The sequence below is a fragment of the Bradyrhizobium sp. USDA 4473 genome (assembly GCF_054063335.1).
Genome location: NZ_JBSSGE010000001.1, coordinates 7,823,419 through 7,842,284, shown reverse-complemented (window position 1 = coordinate 7,842,284; position 18,866 = coordinate 7,823,419). Strand labels below are relative to the sequence as shown.

The window sequence follows — 18,866 nt, the reverse complement described above, 5'->3', positions numbered from 1 at the left end:
ATCAGTCGAGGTCAGGACAGAGGAGGTGCGCGGGAACGGAACGCCGCAGGCGCCGACTTCAGATGGGTGAATTCGGCATTGGTGGTGCGGAACAGGAGTTCGACGGCTTCCGGCAGCAACAGCACCGGCGGCGCCGTGAACAGCATGCTGCTCGCGAGCGACATCACGGCGCAGATCGCGCAATGGTCGGGCGGATGCCGGTCACGGTCCTGTTCGGTGGGCGGCTGCGTGCCGGTCACCTGGACCGCGAGATCAGGCGTTGCCGAGGTCCCGAGATAGGCGAGATCGAGCAGCGACAGGCCGCCGCTCCGAACCGCGGGCGCCGCTTGCGCGGCCGGAATCGGATGGAAATGTCCGAACGACAGCACGAACTGGACGGCGAGCGCGAACAGCGCCAGCCGCGAGCCCGTCTTGATGTGTCTCCGGAACCAGTTCATGCCGATTGAGCCCACCCGATCGGGACGGCGCTCGTTCCCTGGCCGCCCGATGTTACATTATAACATCGGAGGGTGGCCGCGATGTCAACGGTGGTTCAGACACACTGTGTCGATCCGTTGCTGGTGTGTGATTGAAGCAACGGGGGCGATTGGACATTGCGCACTATCGGGCTCAGCGTCCCTCGCGCAGCCAGGTCGCTGCGAATGCGCCGAGCAGCAGCAGCAGGCCGACCAGGCCCGCGAACATCGGCAGCACGCCGACGCCCTTGACCACGCTGGCGTCGCGCATCTTGACGCCGAGCCAGCCGTCGCCGCGGAAGATCGTGGAGGCGCGCACCGGCACGACGCGCGGCATATCGAGGTTCGATCCGTCGACGATGCGCCGTGCGTCGCCGCCGGTTGCCTGCGCCAGCGGTTTCAGCGTCTCGGTGGTCGAGGTGACTTCCGAGAATTCCTTGGGGTTGGTCGGACCGACATTGATCAGCGCTTTCAGCGTGCCGTCGGTGGCCTGCCAGAGGCCGAGCTCGCTCGCGGGCAGCGTGGCGCGCCATTCGCCGGGATCGCCGGCGGTCAAGGTCAGTTCATGCGTGGCGCCGCTCGGCGACGTCACGGTGACCGGCGCGACGGTGTCGGCCATGGTCTGGCGCACCACCATCAGATCCTTGCCCTGCACCTGCATGCGCAGCGCCTCTTCGTCGAGGTCGGGCTGCTTCATCAGCCAGTGCGACACCCGCCGCAACAGATCGAGATGCGGGCCGCCGCCCTCATAGCCGCGCGCCCACAGCCAGATCTGGTCGGACAGCAAGAGCGCGACGCGGCCTTCGCCGAACCGTGAGAGCAGCAACAGCGGCTTGCCGTCGGCGCCGGTCATGACCGGCGGGTTGATCGCGTTGCGGGTGTCGACGGTGCGGAAGAACCGGCTCCAATGCGGCGGCTCGACATTCGAGCCTTCCAGTCCGCGCGTCACTGGATGGCGTTTCCCGGCATCGCTCAAATGCGCATAGAACGGCTTCTCGGTGACGCCGACCGGCTCAGCCGGCAGCACCGAATCCAGCGGCGTGCGCCAGATGCTGGTGGTTGAGGCGTAGTCCGGGCCTGCGGAGACCAGCACTGCGCCGCCGGAACGGACATAGCGCGCGATGTTGTCGAAATAGGCGATCGGCAGCACGCCCTGGCGGGCATAGCGATCGAAGATGATTAGCTGGAATTCGTTGATCTTCTGCTGGAACAGCTCGCGGGTCGGAAACGCGATCAGCGACAGCTCGTTGATCGGCGTGCCGTCCTGCTTCTCCGGCGGACGCAGGATGGTGAAGTGCACGAGATCGACGCTGGGGTCGGACTTCAACAAATTGCGCCAAGTGCGCTCGCCGGCATGCGGCTCGCCGGACACCAGCAGCACGCGCAGCTTGTCGCGGACGCCGTCGATCGCGACCACGGCGCGGTTGTTGACCGGCGTCAGCTCGTTCTCGAGCGGCGAGGCCTCGATCTCGACGATGTTGGGACCGGCATGCTTGATGTCGATATCGACACTCGAGGTCTGCCCTGATGTCATCGTGCGCTCGTTGATCACCTCGCCGTCGCGGCGGATCGTGACCTTGGCACGCTCGCCGGTGACGCCCTGGTCGTCGAGCCGGAAAGTGATGGTCTGGGTCTGGCCGACGATGCCGAAGCGCGGCGCCGCCGTGATCGCGATGCGGCGGTCGCGCTCGTCCTTGCGGCCGGTGATCAACGCATGCACCGGCGCCTGGAAGCCGAGCGCCTGCGCGTTGGCGGGGATGTCGTGCACGCGGCCGTCGGTGATCATGAACGCGCCGGCGACACGCTCGACCGGAACATCCGACAGCGCCGAGGTCAGCGCGCCGAACAGCTTGGTGCCGTCGGTTTCGCCGTCGGCCTGGCCGGCCTCGACGACGCGGACCTCGAGGCCCTTGATCTGCTTCAGGCTGTCGACCAGCGCCTGCTTGGCTTTCTCGGTCTCCTGGTTGCGCGTGCCGAAATTCTGGCTCGGGCTCTTGTCGACCACGACCGCGGCGACCGAGGACAGCGGCTCGCGGTCCTCGCGGGTGAAGGAGGGATTGGCCAGCGCCAGCAGGATCAGCGCGAGCGCGGCGACACGCACCGCGGCGCCTCGGGCGCGCGACACCAGCAGCAGTGCCGCGATGACGACGATCGCGCCGAGCCCGAGCCACAGCACGATCGAAGGAACCAGCGGTGTGAACGCGATACCGTAGTTCATGATACCACTCCGTCATTCCGGGATGGTCCGAAGGACCAGACCCGGAATCTCGAGATTCCGGGTTCGATGCTTTCGCATCGCCCCGGAATGACGGTATGGGCAGTTGAACGCGTCACTCGCATCTCTATTGTCCCAGCCGCTCGATCAGGGCAGGCGCGTGCACCTGGTCGGCCTTGTAGTTGCCGGTCAGCGTGTACATCACGATGTTGACACCGGCGCGGAAGGCGAATTCGCGCTGGCGCGGCTCGCCCGGCGTCAGCGGCAGCATCGGCTGCCCGTCGGGGCGGATCGCCCAGGCGCCGGCAAGGTCGTTCGACGTGATGATGATCGGCGAGACGCCGTCGCCGCCGCGCGCCGGGCGCTGCGCGGCTTCGTCATCGTCCTCGCGCGGCAGCGCCTCGACCCAGGTCTGGCCCGAGTTGAAGCGGCCGGGGAAGTCGCGCAGCAGATAGAACGTCTTGGTCAGCACGTGCTCGCGCGGCACCGGCTCGAGCTCGGGCACGTCGAGGGTCGAGAGCAACTCGCGCAGCGTCTGCATCCCCGGGGTCTGCGACGAACCGTTGTCGCCCGGCGGCGCCTCGACGGCGTCGCGGGTGTCGAAGATGACCGTGCCGCCCTGCTTCATGTAGGCGTCGATCTTGTTGATGGCGTCCTGCGGCGGCTTCGGCGCGCCGGGCACGATCGGCCAGTAGATCAACGGGAAGAACGCCAGCTCGTCGCGCGCCGGATCGATGCCGACCGGGTCGCCGGCTTCCAGCGCGGTGCGCTGTCCGAGGAACAGCGTCAGACCGGACATCCCGGCCTTGACGATGGAATCGACGTCGGCATTGCCGGTCACCACATAGGCCAGCCGCGTCTGCGTCACCGCCTTGATCGCGAACTCGTCGCTGGTCTCGGCCCGCGTCGGGGTCGGTGCGATCGCCACCAGCGTGAACGCCGAGGCGAACATCAGGGCGAGCACCGCCGGTGCGGCGCGACGCCGGATCAGCGCGGCGAGGCCGCCGCCGAGCATCGCCACCACGATCGCATCGAGCAGGAACAGCGCGAGCGCGGTCGACAGCATGATGCCGCGCAGGTCGCGCGGCTCGGCGTTGGTGTAGGTCGCATGCTTGGCGCGCAGGCCGGAGGTGTCGAGCGGCGCGATGCGGTCGGCCGAGGCCAACGTGTTGACCGCGATCGGGCTCTCGGCGCTGCCGTAGAAGCCGGGCGGATGATCGGCGGTGCCGCGGTCGCGATAATCCGCCGGCATCGGCTTGGCGGTCGAGGGCGGCGGGCCGAAAACGCCGAAGCCGTCGAGCGTGCGCAGCGGCGCAACCATCTCGGCGGTGGGATCGCTGGCGACGCCGGGGCCCGGCTTCGAGGTGTAGCCGGACATGTCGATCAGCCGGCGCAGCATCTCGACGAAGGTGCCGGACATCGGCAGATCCGACCAGCGCATGTCGGCGCCGACGTGGAACAGGCTGACCACGCCCTTGCCGCGATGCTCGCCGGTGACGAGCGGCGTGCCGTCTTCGAGGGAGGCCCAGCTCTTGGTCGCAAGCACGGCGTCGGGCTCGGCCAGCACCTGGCGGCTCACGGTGATGTCCTTCGGCACGGTGAGGCCCGCGAACGGGCCGTCGGCGGCGAATGAGGCCATGTGTTGCGGCTTCTCCCAGGTCAGGCTGCCGCCGAGCGTGCGGCCGCCGCGGCGCAGCTTGACCGGAACGAGGTCGTCGTCGGCCTGGGCGAGGCGCGGACCTGCGAACCGCACCAGCACGCCGCCTTGCTCGATCCAGGCGTTGAGCCGGTCGCGGATCTCCGGCGACAGCGTGCCGACATCGGCCATCACGATCATCGGCAGCCGCTGATCGAGGAACTGCCCGATCACCTGCTGCGGCGCGCCGCGATCGCCGAGCCGGATGTCGGCGAACGGCGACAGCGCGCGGGAGAGATAGAACGTCGAGGCCAACAGCGGCTGCGCGGTGTCGTTGCTCGCGCCCGAGACCACGCCGATGGCGCGGCGGCGCCAGCGCCGGTCGAGCAGCTGCACGGCGCCGGCGGAGTGCTCGCCGGAGATTTCGAGCCGCGAGATATCGTTGCGCAGTTCGACCGGAAGATCGAACGCGGCTTCGGTCTCGCGATCCTGCGGGCCGAAACTGTAGCGGGCCTCGCCGATCGGCGAGCCCTTGGCGTCGACCGCGCGCACCGTCCCGGCCCCGATGCCGTTCTCGGTGCGCAGCACCTTCACCGTCATCTTGGCGGCGGCGTTCTCGGCGGCGACCAGCGCCTGTGCGGATTGCGCGCCGCCGGCATAGATCGTCAGATGGCGGCTCTCGATCACCTTGCCGAGACCTTCGGTGAACTCGCTGCCGCGGCCGGTGTCGACGCCGTCGGACAGCCAGGCGATGTCGCAGTCGCCGGTCGATTTGAGGAAACGCCCGAGCGTGGCGAGGGTTTCAACGCGATCGACCGAGTAGGCTTTCGGCGCGAGCTGGCGCAGCGCGACGCGCGCGGCGCCGGCCGGCATCAGCGTGATGTCGCGCGCAGGCTCCGACAGCGGCACGAGCGCGACGCCGCGGCGGTCGCTGTCGGCATTGGTGATCAGTTCATCCGCCGCTTTGATCCGCGCATCCCAGCTCGAAGCGGCGCTCCAGCCGTCGTCGAGCAGGATCACCAGTGGCTGCTTGCCGGCGGCAACGCCGGTCTGCGGATTCCAGATCGGCCCGGCGGCAGCGAAGATGACGAGCGCGGCGGCGGCGAGCCGCAACAGGGTCAGCCACCAGGGCGTGCGCGACGGCGTCTCTTCCCTCGGCGCGATGTCGAACAGCAGCCGCGTCGGCGGGAATTCGACCCGCCGCGGCCGCGGCGGCATCACGCGGAGCAGCCACCACAGCACCGGCAGGCTGACCAGCCCCAGCAGCAGCAGCGGTTCGGCGAATGAGAGGGGGAGGCCTGCGATCATGCGCTGCGCCCCGCCTTGACGGTTGAGCGGCCGCCGCCCTTGCTCACCATCATGCCAGCATGCAGGAACAGCAGCAGCTCGGCCGCGGAGCGGCTTGTGGTGTGGGTCGAGAACAGCCAGTCGAGCCGGTTGGTCTCGGCGCGAATCTGGTCGCGATGCAGCGCGACGCGGGCGACATAGTCGCTCGCCCAGCTCTCGGCGCGGCCCGCAGTGATGGCGCTGCCGACCTCCGGCTCGACGAACTCGACGCGGCCCGAATAAGGGAAGCTCTCTTCGGCCGGATCGACGACCTGGATCATGGTGCCGTGCGCGCCCGAGGAGGAAAGCCCGGCCAGCATCGTCGTGATCTCCGCGATCGGCGACCAGAAATCCGACAGCACGACGACTTCGGCCAGCGACGATGGCACGAAGGACGGCGGCAGGCTCGCGCGCGTCTTGTCGTCGTGCAACATCGCTTCCGCCATCTTGTCGATCACGTTGAGGCTCGCGGTCGGGTTCAGCAGGCCGGGAATGCCGACGCGTTCGCCGCCGGCAACCAGCAGCTCGGCAAGCGCGAACGCCACGATCAGCCCACGCTCGAGCTTGCTGTCGCGCGCCTCGCGCGAGGCAAAGGCCATCGACGGCGAGCGGTCGGGCCAGATCCACACGGTGTGCGCGGCCTCCCATTCCTGTTCGCGGACGTAGAGATGGTCGTCGCGCGCCGAGCGGCGCCAGTCGACGCGCTGTGCCGGTTCGCCGGAGACGAAGCGGCGGTATTGCCAGAAGTTCTCGCCCGCGCCGGCGCGGCGGCGGCCGTGCAGGCCATGGATGACGTTGGCGGCGACACGGCGGGCCTCAAGCACCAGGCGCGGCAGCGATGCGGCGAGCGTTCGGCTTTCGCCATCGGCACGTCGAACCGCCAGGATCTCCTCGTTCTGGTGCCTGTTCTCTGCCGCCATCAACCGATCCGCGTCTTCAATTGCTTGATCACGTCCGGAATGGTGCGGCCCTCGGCGCGCGCCGAGAAGGTCAGCGCCATGCGGTGCTTGAGCACGGGCTCGGCGAGATCGAGCACGTCGTCGATCGATGGCGCGAGGCGGCCGTCGAGCAACGCGCGGGCGCGCACCGCCAGCATCAAGGCCTGGCTGGCGCGGGGACCGGGTCCCCAGGCGATCAGCTTGCCGGCTTCGCCGCCCTCGGTGCCGGGGCGCGCGGCGCGCACCAGCGTCAGGATCGCTTCGACCACGGAATCGCCGACCGGCAGGCGCCGCACCAGGCGTTGCGCCGACAGCAGCGTCTCGGCGTCCATCGACGGCTTGGCATGCGCCTCTTCGGCGCCGGTGGTTTCGAACAGGATGCGCCGCTCGGCGTCGCGATCGGGATAGTCGACGTCGATTTCCATCAGGAAGCGGTCGAGCTGCGCCTCGGGCAGCGGATAGGTGCCTTCCTGCTCGAGGGGATTCTGGGTCGCGAGCACGTGGAACGGCTTCGGCAGATCGTGCCGTGCGCCGGCAATGGTGATGTGCTGCTCCTGCATGGCTTGCAGCAGCGCCGACTGGGTGCGCGGGCTGGCGCGGTTGATCTCGTCGGCCATCAGCAACTGCGCGAACACCGGACCTGCGATGAAGCGGAACGAACGCTTGCCCGCCGAACTCTCGTCGAGCACTTCAGCGCCGAGGATGTCCGAGGGCATCAAATCGGGCGTGAACTGGATGCGCTTGGCATCGAGCCCGAGCGTGACGCCGAGCGTCTCGACCAGCTTGGTCTTGGCGAGACCGGGGACGCCGATCAAGAGCGCATGGCCGCCGGACAGGATCGTCACAAGGGTGTTTTCGATCACCTGGTCCTGACCGAAAATGACCGTGGACACCGCTTCCTTGGCGGCCTTGATCTGGCCCGCGACCTGCTCGGCCGAACGGACGATCACATCCTCCAGTTTCTCGACGCTGTCTGCACCGGCCATTCGATCCGCTCCTTCTCGACGATTGCGCGCGATTCCTGCGTCGTCATCTCATGACCCTCATGCTAAACCTGCGCGAAGGCCATGTATTCGTTGAATTAAACTATCCCCACCTTATCGGTATTTCAGGGTATGAACGGCATCACGATGTGGCGAGAATGACATCCCGACCACATCTCAGGATATGTGCACCAAACGTGCCAGATTGAAGGTCGGAAACTTCAGGGCAAACAATGGCGAAGCAAGGGCAGAGCGATTCCGGCAGTGAAATTACGGGGCTCGGAAGCAGAGGCCTCGACGGGCTCACCACCGCTGCCAATCAAGCTGCGGCATCGGGGCCTGCCGGACGCAAGGGCCTGCCGCCGGTCCATTTGTGGAATCCGCCGTTCTGTGGCGATCTCGACATGCGAATCGCGCCCGACGGCACCTGGTTCTACATGGGAACGCCGATCGGCCGCCCCGCGCTGGTGCGGCTATTTTCCACAATCCTGAAGCGCGAGGACGGCAAGCACTTTCTCGTGACACCGGTGGAGAAAGTCGGCATCCGCGTCGACGATGCGCCGTTCCTTGCCGTGGAAATGCAGACCGAGCAGGACGCGCGCGGCCGGTTGCTCAGGTTCCGCACCAATGTCGACGACTGGGTCGATTGCGAGAAGGGCCACGGCCTCAGATTCGAAGCCGCCGAGGATGGCGGCTTGACGCCCTATCTGCATGTCCGCGCCGACCTGTGGGCGAAGGTGACCCGCGCGCTCTACTACGATCTGGTTGACATGGGCGAGGAGCGGATGGTCGATGGTCAGGAGATGTTCGGCATCGAGTCCGGCGGCGAGTTTTTCTCGATGGCCGATGCCAGTCAGGTGAGGGGCGCACTTTGAACGAGCCGTTGCTGAAGGTGAAGCCGGCGACGATCAGCTCGACGGAATTCTTCGCGCGAGCCCGCACGCGGCTCAATTTCGAAGTGCCGCCGGGGCTGGTCGATCCGCATATCATTCCGCGCACCGGAGATTCCGGCAACGACCGCATGCTGGAGATCGTCGCCCAGGAGCAGCCGGTGCGGCCGGCCGCGGTGCTGATCCCGGTGGTCGATCATCCCGAGCCGACCGTGCTGTTGACGCAGCGCTCGCCGCACCTGTCGAGCCATGCCGGCCAGATCTCGTTTCCCGGCGGCAAGATCGACGCCACCGATGCCTCGCCGCTCGATGCCGCGCTGCGCGAGGCCTGCGAAGAAGTCGGGCTGAAGCGGGAATTCATCGACCCGGTCGGCTATCTCGACCTCTATGGCACCGCGTTCGGCTTCCGCATCCTGCCGACGGTTGCCAAGGTGCAGCCCGGCTTCACGCTCAGGATCAACGAGGCGGAGGTCGTCGATGCCTTCGAGGTACCGCTCGCCTTCCTGATGAATCCCGAAAATCATCAGATCCACACCAAGGAATTCCGCGGCATGGACCGGTCCTATTATGCGATGCCGTTCGCCGAGCGCTACATCTGGGGCGCGACCGCGGGCATCCTGCGTGTGCTGTATGAGCGGATCTATCTGTCATGATCCGCACGGTGTTGACCGAGATCGGAATCTTTCTGATCCCTTTCGCGGTCTATGCCATCTTCCTGGTCGCGACGCGGTCCGGCGTGACGCTGCCGGCGTCCTGGCCGCTCCACATGATCGCGAAGCTGACGCTGGCGGCGCTGGTGATGGTGATCGTGAGCTTCGTGCTGCTGGCCGAACTGACCGGCGCGCCGCCGAACTCGACCTACGTTCCCGCCCATCTCGAGAATGGCAGGCTGGTGCCCGGAGTTGAGCGATGAGCGAGGTGCGCCTGCTGTCCGACGCGCCATGGCTCGCTTCGGGGCCGGCGGCACGCGTGCTCGGCCTGCTCAATGCCGACGGCGAGGAGGCGCGGGTGATCGGCGGCGCCGTGCGCAATGCGCTGATGCGGATTCCGCTCGCCGATATCGACATCGCCACTACGGCGCTGCCGGAGGAGGTGGTCCGCCGCGCCAAGCGGGCGAGCATCAAGAGCGTGCCGACCGGCATCGAGCACGGCACGGTGACGCTGGTCGTCGACGGCCAGCCTTTCGAGGTGACGACGCTGCGCGAGGACACCGAGACCTATGGCCGCAAGGCCAAGGTGGCATTCGGGCGTGATTGGGTGCGCGACGCCGAGCGACGTGACTTCACCATCAACGGTCTGTCGGTCGATGCCTCGGGTGTCGTGCACGATCATGTCGGCGGCCTCGCCGACATCGAGGCGAAGCGCGTGCGCTTCATCGGCGATCCCGCGCAGCGGATTGCCGAGGATTATTTGCGCATCCTGCGCTTCTTCCGCTTCCATGCTGCCTATGCCGCCGGCGAGGTCGATCGCCCCGGCTATCTCGCCTGCATCAGTGGTCGCGCCGGCTTGACCGGTCTGTCGGCCGAGCGCATCCGCATGGAGATGCTCAAGCTCGTGGTTGCGCCCGGCGCCGCCGGCGCGGTGGTCGCGATGGACGATGGCGGCTTGCTGCTGCCGCTGTTCGGCGGCGTCGCCTATACCGGTCCGTTCGCGGCGATGATCGAGATCGAGCAGCTGATGGCGCTTGCGCCGAGCGCGATGCGCCGGCTTGCCGCGCTGACGGTCGCGGTGACCGAGGACGCACGGCGCATCGCAAGCCGGCTGCGGCTCTCCAACGCCGAAGCCAAGGCGCTCGATTCGATGGGCCACCGCTGGTGGCGCCTGCCCGGCATGGACGAGGCCCATGCCAGGCGCAGGCTCTACCGGCTCGATGAGGGGCCCTATCGCGACCGGCTGCTGCTCGCCTGGGCCCGCACCGGCACGGGCCGCGACGTCGAGCAGTGGCGCGCGCTCGCCACGCTGCCGCAACGCTGGCGCGCGCCTCACTTTCCCTTGAGAGCGTCGGATTTCATCGCGCGGGGGATTGCCGAGGGGCCGGCATTGGGGCATGTCCTGACCTTGGCCGAGGATGCTTGGCTCGCCGCAGATTTCCCGCTCGATCCGCAGGTGTTGTCTGGCATCGCCGACCAGACCGTATCCCGTTTCACCCGCGATCATCGGCTTTGAATTTCCTCTCCGGCTTCGCAGACATCTCGCTCCTTCAAATCCTGCTCGTCGCAGCCGTTGCGCTGTTTGCTTCCGTGATCGGCGGTCTTGCCGGCTATGGCACCGGCGCCTTGATGCCGCTGGTGCTGGTGCCGATGGTCGGCGCCGAGCCGGTGGTGCCGATCATCGCGATCTCGTCGATCTTCACCAATTCCAGCCGCTTCGTCGCCTTCGTCAGGTTTGCCGACCGCCGCAAGGCGATCATCGTGATCGCGGCCGCGCTGCTCTCCACGGCGCTCGGCGCCTACGGCTATACGCGGCTGACCAGCGCCGGCGCGTCACTCGTGATCGGAAGCATGCTGATCCTGAGCGTGCCGCTGCGGCGGCTGCTGCGCAGGCACAGCGTCAGGATCGGCGAGCGGGGACTAGCGGCCGGCGCGATCGGCTATGGCGTCGTGGTCGGCGGCACCGCGGGCTCGGGCGTGATCCTGCTGTCGCTGTTGATGGCGGCGGGGCTCGAAGGCGCGGCCGTGGTCGCAACCGACGCGGTGATTTCGCTGACCAGTGCCGCGGTCAAGATCTCGGTGTTCGGTTTGACCGGCGTCATCACCGCGCAGGTGCTGGCGCTTGCGCTGCTGATCGGCCTCGTCGCCATTCCCGGCGCGTTCCTCGCCAAGGCCTTTGTCGAGCGGATGCCGGTGCATGTCCACACCGCGATCCTCGATGCCGCCGTCATCACGGGCGGTGCGGTGATGATTGCGAGCGCGTTGCGCGCGCTCTGAGGCGAAGCGGAGACGATGCTGCCGGCGCTTCGCGGACAGCATCGCCTGAGAAGTCTGACGCAGCCCCGTCAAGCGGCCTTGCGCTTCTTGCGGCCGCCGTGATCGTCGTCGTCCTCTTCTTCCTCGTCGTCCTCTTCCTCGTCATCCTCTTCTTCGTCGTCGTCTTCCTCGTCATCTTCCGGATCGATCTCGGTCGATTCGAGCGCGACGAGCGGCAAGGTCTCGCGAAACAGGTCGCCGTCCGTGCCCATCCACAGGCACTCGACCTTGTCTTCCTCGACTTCGACGACCGTGATCGGATGGCCGCCGGACTTCAGCATGACAACATCGCCTGGTTTCAGTTCCATGATTTTCCCTCCGCGCTGGATGACGCGGGCGGCAGGCTAGCGACCGGTGATGACAGTCAAATCACGGCCGGCGCTTGATGCAATGGATTTGGCGTGAAAACGGCCGTTGCGGCTATTTGCGCGCAGCAGGAACCAGCTCGCTCAATGAGCGGATGATGCGGTCCGGCTTGATGGTCGATCCCGACGGCAGCCCGACACCGTGCACATCCATCCAGATCGCGTAGATGCCGAGCCGCTGCGGCGCCACGACTTCCCATTCGAGATTGTCGCCGATCATCCAGGTATCGGATGCGGTGACGCCGAGTGCCTGCATCGCGTGCAGATAGGCGCGCTCCTCCGGCTTGCCGAAGCCGTGCTCGCCCTCGATCTGGATGTGATCGAAGCGATGGCCGAGCGCGAAGCGCTCGACCTTGGCGCGCTGCATGTCGGCGGCGCCGTTGGTCACCAGCGCGAGCTTGATGCCGAGCGCCTTGAATGCATCGATCGCCTCGTGCGCGCCGGGGAAGACGAACATCTCCTCCTCGCGATAGGCGGTGAAGCGGTCGGCGATGCGGTCTGCGAGTTCGTCGGGCAGCGCGCGGTGCCCGGCTGCGGCCAACGCCGCGAAGCCGCCCTTCACGGTGAGCCGCCGCGCCTCGCCGAGCTTGATCCGCCAGATCGGCTCGGCCGTCGACCAGAACTGCCGTGCAGACGCCAGCAGCGCAGTTGCGACCTGGTCTGGTGGCAGCGGCGCGAGCTCGGCCGCGAATTCGGCGGTGATCGTGTTCCAGGCGATCTCGGGGCGTCCATAGGCCGACAGGATGGTGTCATCCATGTCGATCAGCATCGCGCGCGGCAGCTTCATTACGGCCATTTCACCTCCGGCGGCAGCGACGACAGGATCGAATCCACATTGCCGCCGGTCTTCAGGCCGAAGATGGTGCCGCGATCATAGAGCAGGTTGAATTCGACATAGCGCCCGCGGCGAACCAGCTGCTCGTCACGGTCCTCCGCGCTCCAGGCCGCCGCGAAATTGCGCCGCACCAGCTCGGGATAGATTTTCAAGAAGCTGCGTCCGACGTCCTGGGTGAACGCAAGATCGGCCTCCCAGTCGCCGCTGTCGTGCCAGTCATAGAAGATGCCGCCGATGCCGCGGGCTTCCTTGCGGTGTGGCAGATAGAAGTACTCGTCGCACCACTTCTTGTACTTGTCGTAGTCGGCGACGCCGTTCGGCCCGCTGCACGCCTCCTTCATCGCGGCGTGGAAGGCGAGCGTATCGGGGTCCTCCTGGGTGCGGCGCCGGTTCAGCACCGGCGTCAGATCGGCGCCGCCGCCGAACCATGCCTTGGTGGTGACCACGAAGCGGGTATTCATGTGTACGGCGGGCACGTTCGGATTGCGCAAATGCGCGATCAGCGAAATGCCCGAGGCCCAAAACCTGGGATCGTCGGCGGCGCCGGGAATCTGAGCGCGGAATTCAGGGGCGAACTCGCCATGCACGGTCGAGCAGTGCACGCCGACCTTCTCGAACAGCCGGCCCTTCATGATCGACATCACGCCGCCGCCACCGGGCTTGCCGGTGTGGTCGGTGCGGTCCCAGGGGGTGCGCGCGAACCGGCCGGCATCGCCGGGATAGAGCGTGGAGGGGGCGTCGTCCTCGAGCTTCTCGAAGGCCGCACAGATCTCGTTGCGCAGCGCCTCGAACCAGCCGCGCGCGCGCGCCTTGCGGTCCTCGATGATGGCGGGGTCTGTTGGCAGCATGACTAACCTTGCGGGCCGAAGTAAGTGCAGCTCTCGTTGCAGCTGTCGCGATGAACGCTGACGCGGGTCAGCTTTCCGGCGTGCTGCAAGCGCTCCCAGATGAAACGCGAGAGATTCTCCAGCGTCGGGACGCCGATCGCCTCGATCTTGTTGAGGAACTTGTGGTCGAGCGTCTTCTGCACCTCGGCCATGGCGCGTTCGAGCAGGCCGAGATCGATCACCATTCCTGTTTTCGGGTCGGGCGTGCCGCGCACCGTGACTTCAGCGCGGAAAGAGTGACCGTGAATCTCCTCGCTGGCGGTGCCAAAGGTCGTTCCGGACAGCGCATGCGCAGCCTCGAACCGAAACGCTTTCGTCAATTCCCACATCTCGTTCAACAATCCAGTTCAGCTAAGGTCGGGTTCATCGAATGCCGAGCGTCTTGTGCGTCTGCACGCTGAGGCGCCATTGCGGGTGCTTCAGGCAGTATGCAATCGCCCGCTCGGTGTTCTCGATCACGTCGGGGCCGTCCATCGGCTGCAGCGAGAAGCGCTCGAAGGAAAGCCCGGCAAAGTCCTCCGGTGCGTTCTCCGGCTGCGGATAGACCAGCTTGAGCTCGTGCCCCCTGCGCACGACGAGCTCGGAGGCGGCCTTGGGGCTGACGCAGATCCAGTCGAGCCCATCGGGCGGGGCGATGGTGCCGTTGGTCTCGATCGCGATCGCAAAGCCGTGGCCGTGCAAGGCCTCGATCAGGGCGGTATCGACCTGCAGCAGCGGCTCGCCGCCGGTCAGCACCACGTAGCGGTCGGCCTCGCCGCCGGTCCATCGTGCGGCAATGGTGCCGGCGAGCTCTGCGGCGGTCGCGTAGCGGCCGCCGAGCGTGCCGTCGGTGCCGACGAAATCGGTGTCGCAGAACCGACAGACTGCGCCGGCGCGGTCCTGTTCGCGGCCGCTCCACAGGTTGCAGCCGGCAAAGCGGCAGAACACGGATGCGCGGCCCGCATGGGCGCCTTCGCCCTGCAGGGTGAGAAAGATCTCCTTGACCGCGTAGCTCACCAAAAATCCCTTAAGTTACCGAACCGGCGCTTCCTGAGCCGGCAATTCTTGAACCGGTTTGCCGCAGCGCCTCACCGACGGCCATGGCCGCCGTGACCGCCACATTGAGCGAACGCATGGTCGGCCTGATCGGAATCACCAGCCGTGCATCGGCGGCCGCCACCACCGCGTCGGTCACCCCCGCCGTTTCGCGCCCGAACAGCAGGACATCGGAGGCGGCATAGGCGAAATCAAGATAGGATTTCGCTGCCTTGGTCGTGAACAGCACCAGCCGGCATCCGGCCGCGGCCCGCCACTCCTCGAATTTCGACCATGAGTCGTGACGCTTCAACCGCACATGGTCCAGATAGTCCATACCCGCCCGGCGGAAATTCCGGTCCGAGGTGTCGAAACCCGCCGGTTCGATGATATGGGCCGACACGTCCAGGCAGGCGCACAGGCGCAGAATCGTCCCGGTATTCTGGGGGATGTCGGGCTGGAACAGCGCGATCTGCATGGTGCGGACGACCTGTGAAATCCGGATGAAATTGTCTCAATAAAACATCGCTCGGCGCGGATTTCGTGCATTGCACGTGTGCGAGCCGATAGCGGGCTTGCGCTCGTCCGGCAAGGGTGCCAATAGAACGATTCTGGACTGCTGTTCCGCCATTTGGGGTGGGGAATAGCGGTTTTCTGCCGCCGCGGGGGCCGCGGGCGCCGGCAGCCTTTCTTGGGGCGCTTCCCGGCGTCTCTGGGGCGGTTCCACCGGCTGCAGAAAAGAAAGGGCTAGGAATCGTGACGACAGCGTCTTCGGCGGACCATCCGACACGCCGTGATTTTCTCTTTGTTGCAACCGGAGCTGCCGCCGTCGTCGGCGCAGCCGCCACCGTGTGGCCGCTGGTTGCCCAGATGAACCCGGATGCCGCGACGATCGCGGCCGGCGCGCCGATCGAGGTCGATCTGACGCCGATCGCCGAGGGCCAGGACATCAAGGTGTTCTGGCGCGGCAAGCCGATCTACATCAGCCACCGCACCAAGAAGCAGATCGAGGAGGCCCAGAGCGTGGCGCTCTCCAGCCTGCCCGATCCGCAGCCCGACTCGGCCCGCGTCAAGGCTGGCCACGACCAGTGGTTGGTGGTGATCGGCATCTGCACCCATCTCGGCTGTATCCCGATCGCCCATGAGGGCAATTACGACGGCTTCTTCTGCCCCTGCCACGGCTCCCAGTACGACTCCTCCGGTCGTATCCGCCAGGGGCCGGCGCCCGCCAACCTGGCGGTGCCGCCTTACGCCTTCCTTTCCGACACCAAAATCCAGATCGGCTAAGTCCCGGACCCGCCGGGACTTCGGCTTCCCCTTGGACCCATCGCGTCGTTTTTCTTCTTCAGGATCGCATCAATGAGCGGACCATCTGATTTCCAACCGAGCAACCCCGCCTTGAAGTGGATCGAACGGCGCCTTCCGATCTTCGGCCTGATCCACTCCTCCTTCGTGGCCTATCCGACGCCGCGCAACCTGAACTACTGGTGGACCTTCGGCGCCATCCTTTCGATGATGCTGGCGCTGCAGATCCTGACCGGCGTGATCCTGGCGATGCACTACACGCCGCACGCCGATTTCGCCTTCAAATCGGTCGAGCTGATCGTCCGCGACGTCAACTACGGCTGGCTGCTGCGCAACATGCATGCCTGCGGCGCGTCGATGTTCTTCTTCGCCGTCTACATCCACATGTTCCGCGGTCTCTATTACGGGTCGTACAAGGAGCCGCGCGAGGTGCTGTGGATCCTCGGCGTCATCATCTACCTCCTGATGATGGCGACCGGCTTCATGGGCTATGTGCTGCCGTGGGGCCAGATGAGCTTCTGGGGCGCCACCGTCATCACCAATCTGTTCTCGGCCGTGCCGTATTTCGGCGAGAGCATCGTGACCCTGCTGTGGGGCGGCTATTCGGTCGGTAACCCGACGCTGAACCGCTTCTTCTCGCTGCACTATCTGCTGCCGTTCGTGATCGCCGGGGTGGTGGTGCTGCACGTCTGGGCGCTGCACGTCGCGGGTCAGAACAACCCGGCCGGCGTCGAGGCCAAGACCGAGAAGGACACCGTTCCGTTCACGCCCTATGCGACCATCAAGGACGCGTTCGGTGTGTCGTGCTTCCTGATTTTCTTCGCCTGGTTCATCTTCTACATGCCGAACTATCTCGGCGACGCCGACAACTACATCCCGGCGAACCCCGGCGTGACCCCGGCGCACATCGTGCCCGAATGGTACTACCTGCCGTTCTACGCGATCCTGCGTTCGATCCCGAACAAGCTCGCGGGCGTCGTGGCGATGTTCTCGGCGATCATCATCCTGTGCTTCCTGCCCTGGCTCGACAGCGCACGGACCCGGTCGTCGAAATATCGTCCGCTGGCCAAGCAGTTCTTCTGGATCTTCGTGGCGGTCTGCATCCTGCTCGGCTATCTCGGCTCGCAGCCGCCGGAAGGCATCTATGTGATCGCCGGCCGCATCCTGACGGTCTGCTACTTCGCCTACTTCCTGATCGTGCTGCCGCTGCTCGCCCGCATCGAGACGCCGCGTCCGGTGCCGAACTCGATCGCCGAGGACGTGCTGGCCAAGAGCAAGGGCCGCCCGCAGCCGATGGTCTCGACCATGATCGCCATCATGGTTGCAGGCGGGCTCGTCTTCGCCGGCAGCATCCAGAGTGCAAGGGCCGAGGGCGGCGACAAGCCGCCCGCCCAGACGTGGTCGTTCTCCGGCCCTTTCGGCAAGTATGACCGCGGCTCGTTGCAGCGCGGCCTGAAGGTCTACAAGGAAGTCTGCTCGGCTTGCCACGCGCTGTCCTATGTCGCGTTCCGCAACCTCGCCGATCCCGGCGGCCCCGGCTATTCGCCGGCGCAGGCGGCTGCGTTCGCGTCGGAGTACAAGATCAAGGACGGCCCGAACGACCAGGGCGAGATGTTCGAGCGTCCGGGCCGCACGGCGGATTACTTCCCGCAGCCGTTCCCGAACGAGCAGGCTGCGCGGGCGGCCAACGGCGGCGCGGCGCCGCCCGATCTCTCGCTGATCGCGAAAGCACGTTCCTACGAGCGCGGCTTCCCGCAGTTCGTGATCGACTTCTTCACCCAGTACCAGGAGCAGGGACCCGACTACGTCGATGCCATCCTGCAGGGCTTCGAGGAGAAGGTCCCGGCCGGCGTGACGATTCCGGAAGGCTCGTACTACAACAAGTACTTCCCCGGCCACGCCATCAAGATGCCGAAGCCGCTGTCCGACGGCCAGGTGACCTTCGACGACGGCTCGCCGGCGACGGTCAAGCAATATGCGCATGACGTCACCACCTTCCTGATGTGGGCCGCCGAGCCGCACATGGAGGAGCGCAAGCGGATCGGCATGCAGGTGTTCTTCTTCCTAGTGATCTTCGCGATCCTGATGTACTTCACCAAGCGCAAGGTCTGGGCCGACGCGCACTGATCTGACCTGTTGTCGTGAATTTGAAAAAGCCCCTTCGGGGGCTTTTTTGTTTGGCTCACGTCATTGCGGGCGAAGCGAAGCAATCCATCCATCCGCTTGCGGGGACCTGGATTGCTTCGCTGCGCTCGCAATGACGGCAAATCGATTTGCGTCCGTCACCGAGTACGGACAAGATGCCGGCCAATCAGCCGGCTAACATCTGCGGAGGAACTCATGGGTACCAGCATCAGCTTCAAGCGTCCGGACGGCAAGGAAGCTTCGGGCTATCTCGCCAACGCGGCGCGCGGCAATGCGCCGGGCGTGGTCGTGATCCAGGAATGGTGGGGCCTCCAGGACCAGATCAAGGGCATGTGCGACCGCTTCGCGCGGGCCGGTTTCGATGCGCTGGCGCCCGATCTCTACAAGGGCAAGGTGGTGCCGTATCACGACACCGACGCAGCCGGCAAAGAGATGAACTCGCTCGACTTCATGGACGCCACCACGCAGACGGTGCGCGGTGCCGCGCAATATCTCGCCAAGAACGGTGCCAAGGTCGGCCTGACCGGCTTCTGCCTCGGTGGCGCGGTGACCATCATCGGCGCCACCAAGATCCCGGAATTGACGGCCGGTGTGGTGTTCTACGGCATTCCGCCGGAGCAGGCCGCCAAGCCGGCGGATGTCAGGATCCCGCTGCAGGGCCATTTTGCCACCAAGGACGATTGGTGCACGCCGGCGCTGGTCGATGGCTTCGAGAAAGCGATGAAGGCCGCCGGCAAATCGCTGGAACTGTTCCGCTATGACGCCGACCACGGCTTCGGCAACGAGCAACGCCTGTCGGTGCACGACCGGCAGTGTGCGGAACTCGCCTGGGACCGGGCGACGGAGTTCTTCAGGAAGCATCTGGGATAACCTGTAGCCCGGATGGAGCGAAGCGTAATCCGGGAT

Annotated in this window: 19 protein-coding genes; 8 read left to right on the top strand and 11 right to left on the bottom strand. The window is 66.2% G+C overall.

Annotation, left to right across the window (positions count from 1 at the left end):
- Positions 1–11: 11 nt before the first annotated feature.
- The 5 genes from ACVW17_RS36725 to ACVW17_RS36705 form a co-directional block, all read right to left on the bottom strand.
- Positions 12–437 carry a DUF2946 family protein gene (locus tag ACVW17_RS36725; RefSeq protein ID WP_456798780.1) on the bottom strand — a complete coding sequence of 142 codons (426 nt, stop codon included), beginning with the start codon at positions 435–437 and terminating at the stop codon, positions 12–14.
- Between the two features lie 172 nt (positions 438–609).
- The gene (locus ACVW17_RS36720) at positions 610–2,673 is read right to left on the bottom strand and encodes a hypothetical protein (RefSeq protein WP_456798779.1); all 2,064 of its coding nucleotides are present in this window, start codon (positions 2,671–2,673) and stop codon (positions 610–612) included.
- 124 nt (positions 2,674–2,797) lie between these two features.
- Complete coding sequence (locus ACVW17_RS36715; protein WP_456799022.1) at positions 2,798–5,611, bottom strand: DUF4159 domain-containing protein; 2,814 nt, start codon at positions 5,609–5,611, stop codon at positions 2,798–2,800.
- A complete protein-coding gene (locus ACVW17_RS36710; protein ID WP_456798778.1) occupies positions 5,611–6,552 on the bottom strand; it encodes a DUF58 domain-containing protein in 942 nt (313 codons plus the stop codon). Before ACVW17_RS36710 ends, ACVW17_RS36715 begins: the two co-directional genes overlap by 1 nt.
- Entirely contained in the window at positions 6,552–7,556 is a 1,005-nt protein-coding gene (locus ACVW17_RS36705) for an AAA family ATPase (protein ID WP_456749658.1), read from the bottom strand. Before ACVW17_RS36705 ends, ACVW17_RS36710 begins: the two co-directional genes overlap by 1 nt.
- 230 nt (positions 7,557–7,786) lie before the next feature.
- On the opposite strand from ACVW17_RS36705, the gene ACVW17_RS36700 reads away from it, so the two are divergent.
- The 5 genes from ACVW17_RS36700 to ACVW17_RS36680 are packed head-to-tail and all read left to right on the top strand — an operon-like array spanning position 7,787 to position 11,370.
- Positions 7,787–8,428, top strand: coding sequence for a DUF1285 domain-containing protein (locus tag ACVW17_RS36700; RefSeq protein ID WP_456798777.1), 642 nt, complete (start codon positions 7,787–7,789; stop codon positions 8,426–8,428).
- Positions 8,429–8,460: 32 nt separating this feature from the next.
- Positions 8,461–9,096, top strand: a complete 636-nt coding sequence (locus ACVW17_RS36695) for a CoA pyrophosphatase (RefSeq protein WP_456756267.1) — start codon at positions 8,461–8,463, stop codon at positions 9,094–9,096.
- Entirely contained in the window at positions 9,093–9,356 is a 264-nt protein-coding gene (locus ACVW17_RS36690) for a DUF6111 family protein (RefSeq protein WP_456749656.1), read from the top strand. Before ACVW17_RS36695 ends, ACVW17_RS36690 begins: the two co-directional genes overlap by 4 nt.
- On the top strand, positions 9,353–10,609 hold the full coding sequence (locus ACVW17_RS36685; protein WP_456798776.1) for a CCA tRNA nucleotidyltransferase: 1,257 nt from the start codon (positions 9,353–9,355) through the stop codon (positions 10,607–10,609). Before ACVW17_RS36690 ends, ACVW17_RS36685 begins: the two co-directional genes overlap by 4 nt.
- A complete protein-coding gene (locus ACVW17_RS36680) occupies positions 10,606–11,370 on the top strand; it encodes a TSUP family transporter (RefSeq protein ID WP_456798775.1) in 765 nt (254 codons plus the stop codon). Before ACVW17_RS36685 ends, ACVW17_RS36680 begins: the two co-directional genes overlap by 4 nt.
- A gap of 68 nt (positions 11,371–11,438) precedes the next feature.
- Here ACVW17_RS36680 and ACVW17_RS36675 read toward each other — a convergent pair whose 3' ends face one another.
- The 6 genes from ACVW17_RS36675 to ACVW17_RS36650 all read right to left on the bottom strand — a co-directional run bounded on the left by ACVW17_RS36675 (position 11,439) and on the right by ACVW17_RS36650 (position 14,988).
- Positions 11,439–11,717 carry a DUF2158 domain-containing protein gene (locus tag ACVW17_RS36675; protein ID WP_456798774.1) on the bottom strand — a complete coding sequence of 93 codons (279 nt, stop codon included), beginning with the start codon at positions 11,715–11,717 and terminating at the stop codon, positions 11,439–11,441.
- Between the two features lie 112 nt (positions 11,718–11,829).
- Positions 11,830–12,570, bottom strand: coding sequence for an HAD family hydrolase (locus ACVW17_RS36670; RefSeq protein ID WP_456798773.1), 741 nt, complete (start codon positions 12,568–12,570; stop codon positions 11,830–11,832).
- Positions 12,561–13,457: an oxygen-dependent coproporphyrinogen oxidase gene (hemF, locus tag ACVW17_RS36665; protein ID WP_456798772.1), complete on the bottom strand. Its 897-nt coding sequence runs from the start codon at positions 13,455–13,457 to the stop codon at positions 12,561–12,563. Before hemF ends, ACVW17_RS36670 begins: the two co-directional genes overlap by 10 nt.
- 2 nt (positions 13,458–13,459) lie before the next feature.
- Complete coding sequence (locus ACVW17_RS36660) at positions 13,460–13,825, bottom strand: 6-pyruvoyl trahydropterin synthase family protein (RefSeq protein WP_050404001.1); 366 nt, start codon at positions 13,823–13,825, stop codon at positions 13,460–13,462.
- A 34-nt stretch (positions 13,826–13,859) separates the two neighbouring features.
- On the bottom strand, positions 13,860–14,492 hold the full coding sequence (gene queE / locus ACVW17_RS36655) for a 7-carboxy-7-deazaguanine synthase (protein ID WP_456798771.1): 633 nt from the start codon (positions 14,490–14,492) through the stop codon (positions 13,860–13,862).
- Positions 14,493–14,502: 10 nt separating this feature from the next.
- The gene (locus ACVW17_RS36650; protein ID WP_456798770.1) at positions 14,503–14,988 is read right to left on the bottom strand and encodes a tRNA (cytidine(34)-2'-O)-methyltransferase; all 486 of its coding nucleotides are present in this window, start codon (positions 14,986–14,988) and stop codon (positions 14,503–14,505) included.
- A gap of 278 nt (positions 14,989–15,266) precedes the next feature.
- Between ACVW17_RS36650 and petA the strand changes: the two genes are divergently transcribed.
- From petA to ACVW17_RS36635, 3 genes are all read left to right on the top strand, one after another.
- Entirely contained in the window at positions 15,267–15,797 is a 531-nt protein-coding gene (gene petA, locus ACVW17_RS36645) for a ubiquinol-cytochrome c reductase iron-sulfur subunit (protein WP_456749649.1), read from the top strand.
- Positions 15,798–15,869: 72 nt separating this feature from the next.
- A complete protein-coding gene (locus tag ACVW17_RS36640; protein ID WP_456798769.1) occupies positions 15,870–17,942 on the top strand; it encodes a cytochrome c1 in 2,073 nt (690 codons plus the stop codon).
- Between the two features lie 213 nt (positions 17,943–18,155).
- Positions 18,156–18,830: a dienelactone hydrolase family protein gene (locus ACVW17_RS36635; RefSeq protein ID WP_456749647.1), complete on the top strand. Its 675-nt coding sequence runs from the start codon at positions 18,156–18,158 to the stop codon at positions 18,828–18,830.
- The last annotated feature ends 36 nt before the right edge of the window (positions 18,831–18,866 follow it).